Annotated in this window: 13 protein-coding genes; 9 read left to right on the top strand and 4 right to left on the bottom strand. The window is 65.6% G+C overall.

What is annotated here, in order from left to right:
• The first annotated feature begins 99 nt into the window (after positions 1–99).
• Together ACFVIV_RS09220 and ACFVIV_RS09215 are read left to right on the top strand one after the other, a co-directional pair.
• Positions 100–948: an alpha/beta fold hydrolase gene (locus tag ACFVIV_RS09220; protein WP_379194296.1), complete on the top strand. Its 849-nt coding sequence runs from the start codon at positions 100–102 to the stop codon at positions 946–948.
• Between the two features lie 102 nt (positions 949–1050).
• The gene (locus ACFVIV_RS09215) at positions 1051–2550 is read left to right on the top strand and encodes a flavin-containing monooxygenase (protein ID WP_379194295.1); all 1500 of its coding nucleotides are present in this window, start codon (positions 1051–1053) and stop codon (positions 2548–2550) included.
• 3 nt (positions 2551–2553) lie between these two features.
• Here the strand turns inward: ACFVIV_RS09215 and ACFVIV_RS09210 are convergent, their stop codons facing one another.
• On the bottom strand, positions 2554–3018 hold the full coding sequence (locus ACFVIV_RS09210) for a hypothetical protein (RefSeq protein WP_379194294.1): 465 nt from the start codon (positions 3016–3018) through the stop codon (positions 2554–2556).
• 56 nt (positions 3019–3074) lie between these two features.
• Positions 3075–3830 carry a histidine utilization repressor gene (hutC, locus tag ACFVIV_RS09205; protein ID WP_379194293.1) on the bottom strand — a complete coding sequence of 252 codons (756 nt, stop codon included), beginning with the start codon at positions 3828–3830 and terminating at the stop codon, positions 3075–3077.
• Positions 3831–3971: 141 nt separating this feature from the next.
• Here hutC and hutU point away from each other — a divergent pair, with 141 nt between their 5' ends.
• The 5 genes from hutU (at position 3972) to ACFVIV_RS09180 (ending at position 10257) form a co-directional block, all read left to right on the top strand.
• Positions 3972–5648, top strand: coding sequence for a urocanate hydratase (gene hutU / locus ACFVIV_RS09200; protein ID WP_379194292.1), 1677 nt, complete (start codon positions 3972–3974; stop codon positions 5646–5648).
• Between the two features lie 36 nt (positions 5649–5684).
• Positions 5685–7115, top strand: coding sequence for a purine-cytosine permease family protein (locus ACFVIV_RS09195; protein ID WP_379194291.1), 1431 nt, complete (start codon positions 5685–5687; stop codon positions 7113–7115).
• Between the two features lie 12 nt (positions 7116–7127).
• The gene (hutI, locus tag ACFVIV_RS09190) at positions 7128–8309 is read left to right on the top strand and encodes an imidazolonepropionase (protein ID WP_379194290.1); all 1182 of its coding nucleotides are present in this window, start codon (positions 7128–7130) and stop codon (positions 8307–8309) included.
• A complete protein-coding gene (gene hutG / locus ACFVIV_RS09185; RefSeq protein WP_379194289.1) occupies positions 8306–9298 on the top strand; it encodes a formimidoylglutamase in 993 nt (330 codons plus the stop codon). The genes hutI and hutG overlap by 4 nt, the downstream gene beginning before the upstream one ends.
• A gap of 86 nt (positions 9299–9384) precedes the next feature.
• The gene (locus tag ACFVIV_RS09180) at positions 9385–10257 is read left to right on the top strand and encodes an alpha/beta fold hydrolase (protein WP_379194288.1); all 873 of its coding nucleotides are present in this window, start codon (positions 9385–9387) and stop codon (positions 10255–10257) included.
• Between the two features lie 24 nt (positions 10258–10281).
• Here ACFVIV_RS09180 and ACFVIV_RS09175 read toward each other — a convergent pair whose 3' ends face one another.
• On the bottom strand, positions 10282–10977 hold the full coding sequence (locus ACFVIV_RS09175; RefSeq protein WP_379194287.1) for a DUF2993 domain-containing protein: 696 nt from the start codon (positions 10975–10977) through the stop codon (positions 10282–10284).
• Positions 10978–11096: 119 nt separating this feature from the next.
• On the opposite strand from ACFVIV_RS09175, the gene ACFVIV_RS09170 reads away from it, so the two are divergent.
• The gene (locus ACFVIV_RS09170; RefSeq protein ID WP_379194286.1) at positions 11097–11597 is read left to right on the top strand and encodes a hypothetical protein; all 501 of its coding nucleotides are present in this window, start codon (positions 11097–11099) and stop codon (positions 11595–11597) included.
• Positions 11598–11623: 26 nt separating this feature from the next.
• Positions 11624–12043: a hypothetical protein gene (locus ACFVIV_RS09165; protein ID WP_379194285.1), complete on the top strand. Its 420-nt coding sequence runs from the start codon at positions 11624–11626 to the stop codon at positions 12041–12043.
• Here the strand turns inward: ACFVIV_RS09165 and ACFVIV_RS09160 are convergent.
• On the bottom strand, positions 12021–12746 hold the full coding sequence (locus ACFVIV_RS09160) for a class I SAM-dependent methyltransferase (RefSeq protein WP_379194284.1): 726 nt from the start codon (positions 12744–12746) through the stop codon (positions 12021–12023). The two genes, ACFVIV_RS09165 and ACFVIV_RS09160, sit on opposite strands and share 23 nt — an antisense overlap.
• Between the last annotated feature and the right edge of the window lie 26 nt (positions 12747–12772).

The raw sequence follows: 12772 nt of genomic DNA, 5'->3' as shown, positions 1-12772 counted from the left end.
CGACCGCGGCGGACCGGCCGGGCGTAGGCTGATAGCTCGGAAACCGTTGCAGCCGGGCCTGTTCAGCAGGTCTACGGTCGCTGGTCGGAGGGGATCGCAATGGCGGAATCGAACCCGCAGCCGGAGCAGTCGAGCGATAGCGTCATTTCCGCGGACGGTACGCGGATCGCGTACCTGACCATCGGCCATGGCCCCGCGGTGATCATCGTGCCCGGCGCGCTGTCGCTGGCCTCCGGGTTCACGCGGTTCGCTCACGCGCTGGGCACGGCGTTCACGGTGCACACCATGGAACGGCGCGGCCGCGGTGACAGCGGCCCACAGGGCGCGGACTACACCATTGCCGACGATATCGCCGATGTGAAGGCGCTACAGGACAAAACCGGCGCGGCCTTCCTCGTCGGCCACAGCTACGGCGGGTTGGTCGCCCTGGAATTCGCTCGCGCCAATCCGTCCTGCCGCAAGCTCGCCCTCTACGAGCCCGGCGTCTCGGTCGCCGGTTCCATGCCCACCGGGTGGATGGATCCGTACGAGAAACATCTGAACCAGAACAAACCCTTCGACGCCTTCGTCGAATTCGTCCGCGATATGGGCCCCGAGGGCATGCGCAAGATCCCGCGCTGGATGTTCCGCCGCGCGCTGCCGCTGTTCATGAAGGCCCCCGAGAAGGAGATGGTCATTGCCCAGCTCGGCGCCAACCTGCGCGAACACCGCGAAATCGCGCGCCTGAACGATACCTATCCGCACTATCAGGAGATCACCGCCGAGGTGCTGCTCATGGACGGCGACAAGGACCGCCGCCCGGAAACCGACGCCGATCACACCGCTTTAGCGGCCGTCATCCCGCACTGCGAGCGCATTACCGTTCCGGGTCTCGACCATTTCGGCATCGACAAGAATGCTCCCGAGCGCGTGGCCGGTCTCATCGGCGAATTCTTCTCGCGTTCGTAGTGCTCTTCACCCCAATCCGGGTGCCGCGCTGGATACCCTGGGGGCGGGTGCGCAGGGCACCCCGGCCGCGAGCGCCGGAAATGTGCGAATCGAGGGGTTTCGATGAGCAGCACGCCCGAGCACGTCGATGTGCTCATTGTGGGGGCCGGATTATCGGGTGTGGACGCCGCGTATCACCTGCAACGGGCCTTTCCGTGGCGGACCTACGCGATCCTGGAGATGCGCGATTCGCTGGGCGGCACCTGGGACCTGTTCCGCTATCCCGGAATTCGCTCCGATTCGGATATGTTCACCCTCGGCTATCGGTTCCGGCCGTGGCTGGGGGACAAGGCCATTGCCGACGGGGACTCGATTCTGGACTATGTGCGCGATACCGCCGTGGAGAACGGGATCGACAAGCACATCCGCTACCGGCACAAGGTGCTGCGCGCCGAATGGTCCTCCGCGGACAACCAGTGGACCGTGACCGCCGACCATGACGGCGACACGGTGACCATCACCGCGAACTTCTTGTTCAGCTGCTCGGGCTACTACCGCTACGACGCGGGGTACACCCCGGATTTCGCGGGCATGGACCGCTTTCCGGGCCCGATCGTGCACCCCCAGCACTGGCCCGCGCAGGGCCTGGACGTGGCGGGCAAGCGCGTGGTCATGATCGGTTCCGGCGCCACCGCGGTCACCCTCGGTCCCGCGCTGACCGAGCAGGGCGCGCACGTGGTCCTGTTGCAGCGTTCCCCGTCCTACATCATCTCCATGCCCGAACGCGACGGCTTCGCCGACCGCGTCCGCCGCCTGCTGCCCGCCCGCACCGCCTACGGTCTGGCGCGCGCCAAGAACGTGCTGCTCGCCACCGCCATGTATCAACTCTCGCAACGCTATCCGAAGCGCATGCGGGCCTGGATCCACGGCTTGCAGCAGCGCTGGCTGCCCGTCGGCTACGACATCGACACCCATTTCAATCCGCGCTACAAGCCGTGGGATCAGCGGATGTGCCTGGCCCCCAATGGTGATTTCTTCCGCGCCATCCGCCACGGCAAGCTGGAGATGGTCACCGACACCATCGACACCTTCACCGAAACCGGTCTGCACCTGGCCTCCGGTCGCGATCTCGACGCCGACATCATCATCACCGCAACGGGTTTGAATCTGCGCGTGTTCGGCGGTCTCGACCTCACCGTCGACGGCCGCGCGATCGAACTGCCGAAAGCCATGGCCTACAAGGCGATGATGCTTTCCGATGTCCCCAACTTCGCCTTCATCATCGGCTACACCAACGCCTCCTGGACCCTGAAGGCGGATCTGGTGTGCGAGTACGTGGTCCGGCTGCTGCGCCACATGGACGCCAAGGGCTATGCGAAGGCCACGCCGGTCCGCGATCCCTCGGTGGGTCCCGCGCCGTTCCTGAACTTCGAACCCGGCTATGTGCTGCGCGCGCTCGACATCCTCCCCAAACAGGGTGATCGCGCACCTTGGAAACTGCATATGAACTATCTGCGCGACCTGCCGAAACTGCGCTACGGCAAGATCACCGACGCGTCGATGGTCTTCGAGCGCGCCAATGGGGCGGCCCGGGTACCGACCGCCAAGAAGGCCGAGAGCTGATCGCTACGACCGCGCCGGGAGCGGAGTGTGGGCGGCGGCCCGCTCCCGGGGAATCAGCAAGGCCAGCAGCGCGACGATGAGCCCGCCGCCGAACGCATACAGACCCCAGGTATCGCCGAGCAGGTCCCGGTAGTTGTCGAAGAGCCCGAAGCTCTCGTCCAGCCGCCAGGCCAGCACGCCGAGCACGGCCACACCGGCCAGTACGCCCAGCCAGCCCAGGGTGCGCGACCCGAACAGCGCGGCCAGCAGCACCACGGCCGCGATGATCAGCAATGCCAGGGTCACCGAGGTCACGAAGGACCCGGACTGCCCGTCGACCTGTTCCAGGGTCTGCCCGGCCGGGAAGCCGTCGCGCAGATCCTCGAATGCGATATTCCTGCCCTCGACCGCCCCGACCAGCGGCCCGAACGCCCCTACTGCCATGGCAATGGCGCTCGCGAACAGCGCCAGATGCACAAAAGTACGCATACTCCACGGTATTCCCGTTTTCGGAAACGCGAAGCGCCGCGCGAACCGTAGTTCGGTTAACGACCGAAAACGCCTTCGAGCCGATTGCGGGATCCGGGATGCACCAGCCGGGCCACGCTCACCAGCCCGTGCTCGGACCAGGTGCGGCGGCGGATGAGCAGGCACGGTTCGGCCGGGTCGATCCGCAGCAGCCGGCACTCCTCCGGGCTGCCGAGCACGGCCTCCACCACATGCTCACCGCGCACCAGCGGCGCGACCCGGCTCAGATAGTCATTGGGCGTGGTGGCGGTGAAGTCCTGGTCGAGATAGCCCGGCGCCTCGGCCGGATTCACGTAGCGGTCCTCCACCTGAATGGGCGTGTCGTCCTCGAAATGCACCAGGATCGAATGAAAACCCCTGCCGCCGATGGAATCCCGCAGGAAGCTGTGGGCGGAGTCGATGGTCTCGGCGCGCACCAGCACCACTTCGGTGCGATGGCGGTGCCCGCGCTGCTGGATCTCATCGGCGATATTGCGCACCTCGAACAGCGGTGAGGACTTCTTGGTGGCGGCGACGAAACTGCCGACGCCCATCTTGCGGACGATGACGCCCTCGGCGGTCAGCTCCCGCAGCGCGCGATTGATCGTCATGCGCGACAACCCGAGTGCGGCCACGAACTGGTGCTCGGAGGGCAGTTGATCGCCTTCCTCCCAGCGCCCGGACCGGATCTGCGCCGCGACGAGGTTCTTGATCCGCTCATAGGCGGGCGCGGAGGTCCCGCCCGCCTGCGCGAAAAGTGCGGCGAGCTCCGTGTCGCCGTCCACCGCTGCCATCCTCGTCCCTGCTCCTCGCCCGTCCGAAACGCTCGATCCCGCAGCCTACCGGCCCGGATGACCGGCTATTGACAGTTGTATAGACAGGACTATACAACTGAGAGGGAATGCGATCCAGCACACATCGAGTCAGGACTTGCAATGGAGATCACGTCCCCCGGCCATCCGGCCCGTACCGTGCGCGCACCCCGCGGCGCCGAGCTCACCACCCTGGGCTGGCAGCAGGAGGGCGCGCTGCGCATGCTCATGAACAATCTCGATCCCGAGGTGGCCGAGCATCCGGACAGCCTGGTCGTGTACGGCGGCACCGGACGGGCGGCGCGCAGCTGGGCGGCCTTCGACGCCATGGTCGCGACATTGCAGACGCTGCGGGACGACGAGACCATGCTGGTGCAGTCCGGTAAGCCGGTCGGCGTCTTCCGGACCAGCCAGTGGGCGCCGCGGGTGCTCATCGCCAATTCGAATCTGGTGGGGGACTGGGCGAATTGGGAGGAGTTCCGGCGGCTCGAGGAGCTCGGGTTGACCATGTACGGGCAGATGACGGCCGGGTCGTGGATCTACATCGGCACGCAGGGGATTCTGCAGGGCACCTACGAGACGTTCGGGGCGGTGGCGCGCAAGCGATTCGGCGGGACGCTCGCCGGAACCATCACGCTCACCGCGGGTCTCGGCGGTATGGGCGGTGCGCAGCCGCTGGCGGTCACCATGAACGAGGGCGTCGCCCTCTGCGTCGATTGCGATGTGACGCGGATCGATCGGCGGATCGCGCACAAGTATCTGGATGTGAAGGCCGACAGCATCGAGCATGCCCTCACATTGGCGGTCGCGGCGCGGGACGAGCGGCGGCCGCTGTCCATCGGCGTGGAAGGCAATGCGGCGGAGGTGTTTCCGCTGCTACTCGAGCGTGCGGCGCCGATCGATATCGTCACCGATCAGACCTCCGCGCACGATCCGCTCGCGTACCTGCCGATCGGGGTCGCCCTCGCGGATATGAAGCGCCTGGCGGAGCAGGACCCGGTGTGGTTCACCGAACAGGCGCGGCGGTCCATGGCCGCGCACGTCGCCGCCATGGTGGGTTTTCTGGATCGCGGCGCGGAAGTCTTCGACTACGGCAACAGCATTCGCGACGAGGCGCGCAAGGGCGGCTTCGACCGGGCCTTCGACTTCCCCGGCTTCGTGCCCGCCTACATTCGCCCGCTGTTCGAGGAGGGACTGGGGCCGTTCCGATGGGCCGCGCTGTCCGGGGATCCGGCCGATATCGCCGCCACCGATCGCGCCATTCTCGAATTGTTCCCGGAGAACGAGCATTTGAAGCGGTGGATCACGATGGCGGGGGAGAAGGTCGCCTTCGAAGGGCTGCCCGCGCGCATCTGCTGGCTCGGCTACGGCGAACGGCATCGCGCCGGGCTGAAGTTCAATGAAATGGTCGCCAGCGGTGAGCTTTCCGCGCCCGTCGCCATCGGCCGCGATCACCTGGATTCGGGCTCGGTGGCCTCGCCGTACCGCGAAACCGAGGCCATGCGTGACGGTTCCGACGCCATTGCCGACTGGCCGTTGTTGAATGCCCTGGTGAACACCGCATCCGGCGCCTCCTGGGTGTCCATCCATCACGGCGGCGGCGTCGGCATGGGCAGGTCCATTCACGCAGGTCAGGTGTGCATCGCCGATGGCACCGAGCTGGCGGCCCGCAAGATCGAGGCCGTGCTCACCAATGATCCGGGCATGGGCGTCATCCGGCACGCCGACGCCGGCTACGAGCACGCGCAGGAGACCGCCCGCACCCGCGGCGTCCGAATCCCCATGTCCGAGCAGCACTGATCCACCCCTGTCGCCAGTAGAAAGAAGGCCGAGACCATGACGCACGACGGTCCCGCCGAGGTAGTTCTGACCCCCGAACGCCACACCATCGATGTCATTCCCGACGCCGAACGCCACGGCAGCCCGCGCAGTCAGTTCACGCTGTGGTTCGGGGCGAATATGCAGATCACCGCGATCGTCGACGGCGCGCTGGCGGTGATCTTCGGGGCGGATGCGCTGTGGGCCATCATCGGATTGCTCATCGGCAATCTCGCGGGCGGGGCGGTCATGGCGCTGCACTCCGCACAGGGGCCGAAACTCGGGCTGCCGCAGATGATTTCCAGTCGCGCCCAGTTCGGGGTGCGGGGTGCGGTGGTGCCGCTACTGCTGGCGATCCTCATGTATCTCGGATTCGCGGCCACCGGAACGGTTTTGGCGGGGCAGGCGATCGCCAAGGTGCTGCACATCGACAGCGCGCAGCTGGGGATGGTGATCTTCGGGTTGTTGACCGCGTTCATCGCGGTCACCGGGTACAAGCTGATTCATATTGTCGGGCGGATTGCCACCGTGGTGGGGATCATCGGCTTCACCTATCTGGCGATTCGGCTGTTCGGCGAATACGATGTGGCCGCGCATATCGGGGTGAAGGGGATCGAGACGGCCACCTTCCTGTTCGCAGTCGCTTTGGGCGCGAGCTGGCAGTTGACGTTCGGGCCGTATGTGGCCGATTACTCGCGGTATCTGCCGCGATCGACCAGTGATCGGGCCACGTTCTGGTCCACCTTCGCGGGCACGGTGATCGGCTCGCAGTGGTCGATGACCTTCGGGGCGCTCATCGCGGCGGTGGCGGGCAAGGCGTTCATGAAGAATCAGGTCGGGTTCATCGGCGATCTCGCCGGTCCGGCGGCCATCGCCATTCTCATCTATCTGGTGATCGTGCTCGGGAAGCTGACCGTCAATGTGCTCAATGCCTACGGCGGGTTCATGTCCATGCTGACCACGGTGACGGCGTTCGACGCGAGATCGCGCATCTCCACCACGGCGCGCACCCTCTACATTCTGGGGTTCACCACCGCGTCCACGCTCATCGCGCTGGCCGCCAGCGCCGACTTCCTCAACAACTTCAAGAACTTCGTGCTGGCGCTGCTCATGGTGTTCACGCCGTGGAGTGCGATCAATTTGATCGACTACTACCTGATTTCGCGTGAACGGATCGACATTCCGGCGCTCTACAATCCTTCCGGGCGCTACGGGGCCTGGAATGCGACGGCGCTGGGCTGCTACATCGTCGGCGTGGTCGTGCAGATCCCGTTCTTGGCGACCAAGCTCTACACCGGGCCGATCACCGACATGCTCGGCGGCGCGGATATCTCGTGGATCGTCGGCATTGTGGTGACCGCGGCCATCTACTACCCGCTCGCCAAACGCAGCGCCGATCCGCCCGAGCGGATGATCTATCCGGCCGATGCCGAAATGGCCCGGGACTGAAAGGAATCGATAGTGGGCTCGTTCGTCGTCACGAATATCGGAACACTCGTCACCAATGATCCCGGGCTGGGGGAGGGGGTGTTGGGTGTCCGCAAGGATGCCGCCATTGCCTTCGCCGACGGGAAAGTGACGTGGGTGGGAGACAGCGCTCAGGCGCCCGCCGCGGATCACGGGGTGGATCTGGGTGGGCGGGCTTTGCTGCCCGGGTTCGTGGAAAGTCATTCCCATCTGGTGTTCGCCGGTGACCGGGCCGAGGAATTCGCGGCTCGCATGACCGGGACGCCGTATACCGCCGGTGGTATACGGACCACCATCGAGGCCACGCGAGCCGCCGATGAGGGGCAGCTCGAGGCCACTGTGCGGCGGTTGTTGAACGAGGCGTTGCGGTCGGGCAGTACGACGGTGGAGATCAAGACCGGGTATGGGCAGACGACGCGCGATGAATTGCGCAGTGCGCAGGTCGCGGGGCGGTTCACCGACGATGTGACACTGCTGGCCGCGCATGTGCCGCCTCCCGAATATGCCGGTCGCGCCGATGATTACGTGGCCATGGTGTGCGACGAGATGATCGAAGCCTGTGCGCCGCACGCGAAATGGATCGACGTGTTCTGCGAACGGGGAGCCTTCAACGAGGAGCAGTCACGTGCGGTGCTGAAAACCGGTGTAGCGCACGGGCTCATCCCTCGGGTGCACGGCAATCAGCTCGGCGAGGGTCCCGGCGTGCAGTTGGCGGTCGAGCTGGGGGCGGCCTCGGTGGATCACGTGACCTACGTGACGGCTGCCGATATCGATGCCCTGGCAAGTAGTTCGACAGTCGCGACCCTGCTGCCCGGAGCCGACTTCTGCACCCGCAATGCCTATCCGAACGCTCGCGCCCTCCTGGACGCCGGCGTGACGGTGGCCTTGGGCGCGGATTGCAATCCCGGCACCAGCTACACCACCAGCCTGCCGTTCTGCATTGCGCTCGCGGTCCGCGAACTGCACATGACCCCGGCCGAAGCCGTCTGGGGGGCCACGGCGGGCGGTGCGCGAGCGTTGCGGCGCAACGATATCGGTCACCTCGGCATCGGTGCACGCGCGGACGCCATTGCGCTGGACGCGCCTTCCTACCTGCACCTGGCCTACCGTCCGGGTGTCGCGCTGGTGCGTGAGGTCTGGAAGGACGGCGTTCTGGTCACAGGGGCGGGTGCATGACCACCGATACCGCGGCGACCGAGATCATCGTCGATATCCCGCCCACATCGTGGACCGGCCGCACTGATGGTCACGCCTCCGAGCATCTGCGCTGGCATCAGGCGATCCGTGCCTACGATCCCGATGTAGCCGGAAGCGGTTCTGTGCTCATCGGTTTCGCCAGCGACGAAGGCGTCCGACGTAACAAGGGCCGCCCCGGCGCGGCCGCTGGTCCCGATGCCCTGCGTGGTGCGCTGGCCTCCATGGCGCTGCCGTCGACGCTCGCCCTCGAGGACGCCGGAACCATCGCCGTCGCCGATGCCGACCTGGAATCCGGCCAAGCTCGACTCGGTCGCGCCGTCGCCGCCGCCCTCGACTCCGGCCGGTTGCCCGTCGTTCTCGGCGGCGGGCACGAGGTCGCCTTCGGCACCTACTCCGGCGTCGCCGCCACCCGACTGCGTCGCACCCGGCCGCGTCTCGGAATCCTCAACCTGGACGCACATTTCGACCTCCGGGACGAGCCGGTCCCGAGCTCCGGCACACCCTTCCGGCAGATCCTCGAAGCCGAACGCGCCGCTGGATCTTCCTGCCGCTACGACATCGTCGGCATCAGCCAGCCGAGCAACACCACCGTCCTGTTCGAAACGGCCCACCGCTTGGGCGTGCACTACCTCCTCGACGAGGAGTGCGGCCCAACGGATCTCGGCATCGTCGACGCTTTCATCGCCGACCTGCTCGACTCCGTCGACCTGCTCTACCTCACCATCGACCTGGATGTGCTCCCCGCCGCGGTAGCTCCCGGGGTCAGCGCGCCCGCCGCGTACGGCGTTCCACTGGAGGTCATCCAGCGCATCTGCGACCAGGCGGCCGTGAGCGGCAAGCTGGCGGCCGTCGATGTCGCCGAACTCAACCCGTCCCTCGATATCGATGCCCGGACGGCCCGCACTGCGGCCCGCCTCATCCACCGCATCGTCACCCGCCACCGGCCGGCCACCGCTGACGATCGGTGAATCTGCCCCTGGCAGAGCTTTTCTCCTCTGGATAGCTTCGATTTCATGCCGCCCATTTCCGTCATCGAATCGGGGGAAGCAATCGAATGATCATCGAGGTGAACGCGCAGGCGACCGCAGTCGGCGACATCGAACTGTGGACCGAAAGCCGCGGCAACCCGGCCGATCCGCCGCTACTCCTGCTCTCCGGCGACACCCTCTCCTCGACCGGTTGGCCGGACCCGCTGGTCAACCGTTTCGTGGCCGCCGGTCACCGCGTGATCCGCTACGACTACCGCGACACCGGCAGGTCGACCTGGCGTGAATTCGCCGGCCACCCCTACACATTCGACGACCTGGCCGCCGACACGGTCGCAGTGCTCGACAGCTGGAAGATCGACACCGCACACGTCGCCGGTTTCGGCATGGGCGGCGGCATCGCCCAACTGCTCGCCCTGGACCATCGTTCCCGCCTGCGCACCCTCACCTTGAGCAATTGCTTCGCCCTCGGCGTCGACTTCTTCGACAACTGGGACCGCGCATTGACCGGCGAACCAACCCCCGACGGCCTCCCGACCCCCAATCGTCAGTTCGTCGAGCTGGCGTTCGGAATAGGCGAATCCACCACCAACATCGATCAACTGATAACCGGCGACTTCTACGACGAAGCCGAACTCCGGGCGGCGGAACTGGCCGCGCAACAGCACGCGGGCCGCCCGGACACCAGGCCCCAGCACCCCCACGCCGAAGTCCGCACCGGCCTGGACACCCGCGGTCCCGACCTGCCCGGCATCACCACCCCCACCCTGGTCATCCAAGGTCTGCGCGACCCGATCAACCCGCCACCCCACGGCCGCCATCTCGCCGGTCTCATCCCCGGCGCGAAGCTCGTCGAAATCCCCGGCATGGGCCACTCCCTCCCCGCCGCCATCCACCACCAATACGCCACCGCAGTCCTCGAACACACGATGACAACCTGATTCACTCCTGAAATCGGCCGTCGCTCACGGCAAATCGGAGAACTTCACGTCGTGAGCCACAGCCGTCACATGCAGCCCCTCCGCCCCCGGCCGAATATCCGTCACCTGCGCACCGAGCGGCAACCGCTGCAACGGCACCACGAACGTGAGCGATTCCCGCACCAAGGCGAGCGAAATGGTCGGCCCACCCGACGAAGGCTGCACCGAAACCGGAGTGACCTCGATCCCGTCACCAGTGGGCGCGACAGTAACCACAACCGTCGCGGGCACCGGAATCCCCTGCACCGAGAACGTCCCGCTCACCCGCAGCCCGTCCGGCCCATGGGAAATCGACTCCACCCCCTCCGGCGCAAACCTCTGCACGGTCTCATAAGGAACCACCGCCGTAGCCGTAGCCTTCCCCGCAACAAGATTCGACGTCCGCTTCTCCAGCAAATCCCCCAATGGCGCATCCACCTCGTTCAACGTCACCTCGAGCTCACGAACCGAAATCCTCTCGTCACTCCACTCCCCAACCCGAATCCCCACGTCCCCATACCGCCCGTCCACAGCCTGCGTCAAAAACGGAAACCCCCGAATATCAACCTGAGGCTCCTGCGGCAGGCTGTACTCCGACGCGATCCGCCGCCCAATCTCATCCTCCGCCATCCCCACCGCAACCCGATCCCCAACCACCAGCGCAACCGCCAGCACCACAATCAACCCCAGCATTACCCGCATACACTCACCCGCTCACTCATCCCACCATCATGCAGCCCGGCTGCTCCCGCCGCCGCCACCTCCACCACAACTACGATGAATGGTCGCGTCAAAGCCGGTCAGTGACAGATACTTCGCGGGTGAGGAAGAAGGCCGACGCAACCCAGAACCGCGGCGAACTCGTAGGCAATGCCATGCGAAGGGCGGCGACGAATGCTGCCGTCCCGTTCGAGGAGGTAATGACAGGTGCCGATCACGCCTTCAGCATCTACCTCGATCCAATGCTCGCACTGGATGGCGAGCTTCTCATTCGTCGTGAGTCCGTAGCCGATCGCGTACGCCGCGTGGTATCGGACCCGATTCTCGATATCCACGTGATCCATCCGGCAACGCAGTGGTCCCAGTACTTCCGAGACGCAGTCCGGCGAATGGATCCACCCGGAGGGCCGACACCATCTGCCGCCGCACTGGACGTGCACATCTACACCTTCGCCGACAATATCGAGAAGCTGCTCGGCACACCCCAATTCGCGGCCCAGGTCGATACCCAGCCTGAGGGCTATTACGCGAACATCTGGGATGATTTCGTCCTGATCTCCTACACACACGCCACCCGCCTATCTCTGACGGTCACCGACTGACAAACCAGAATCGGTTGCCGCAGGGAATGATGTTGCGCATGCGGATTCACCACGATTTCACCGGCTCCGGCTGGGTCGCCATCTTCAGCGGCACCGAGACCCTGATCGGACGCACGTGGGAGGTTGATGGGTGGGATCCAGCAACCGGAACCGCTCTGGTCGTCGACCCCGAGATGGGTGCACGACGACCGATCTCGGACTATCCCGACTTCTCACACCTCGAAAAAGCAAACCAAGTGGTCACCGCCCTGCCCGGCGGTGGCTGGCACGGCTGCGAGCGAGCCCACATGCCAGATGATCCAGACTCACCGATCGAGCCCGTGCTGGCATGGTTGGTGACCTCCACCGGCCGCCTCGTTCCGGTCACGATGGACGCCGACGGAGGGATCGGTTCCGACTTCGACATGAATCGTTTCTGTCCTCCTAGTCGGCACTCTGGCAGATGAATACCCACTCGTGGTCTGGGCGGTCTGGCGCTTCTCGCACATCCTGCACGCGGTAGCCGCAGGCGGTCAGGCTCGATTCGAGTTCGTCGCGGCTGCGGAAGCGGAGTGTCGAGTCGGAAGTGAGGGCGGTGTTCTCGGTGAGGAATTTGTAGGTGTGGCGGAAAGAAACGAGGGGGAGTTGGACGGTGGTGACGTGCAGGCTCTGTTCCACCGGTCCGATTCTTGGAACGTTGAGGGTGACCGGTGTAGTCGCTGCCCATTGTTCCCAGGCTCGGCGTTCGGGACGTCTGGTTTCGAACACGAGATGACCGCCTGGGCGAAGAGCGGAGTGGATGCCCTGTAACGTTTGCGACCAGTCCTCATCGGTCAGAAAGACCTGCGCGACATTCCCGGTCATGACGGCAAGGTCGGCACCGACCGGCGGCAGGGCGCTCGCATCACCGTGCAGCCAGGTGATTCGGTCGGCGCCATCCTTCGACCTCGCAACCTGGAGAGATGCCTCTGCCGGGTCGACACCCACGACGGTGCGGCCGCTTTCAGCGAGCAGAATCGCGAGACACCCTGTCCCACAACCAATGTCGAGGACGAAGTCCGCGCTCAGCTCGTCGGCGATATCGAGGTAAGCCGTTAGGTCATCGCGAGAGCCTTCGAAGGCGTCGTAGACAGGCGCGAGGCGATGGTGCGCAAAGATCGCATCAGGCATTCGGCGAGCCTATCCACTTCCAAGCG

It is taken from the genome of Nocardia sp. NPDC127526, from assembly GCF_042672265.1.
Taxonomy (GTDB): Bacteria; Actinomycetota; Actinomycetes; order Mycobacteriales; family Mycobacteriaceae; genus Nocardia.
Note: the sequence above shows the minus strand (reverse complement) of the source record. Positions and strands in the feature narration are given on the sequence as shown.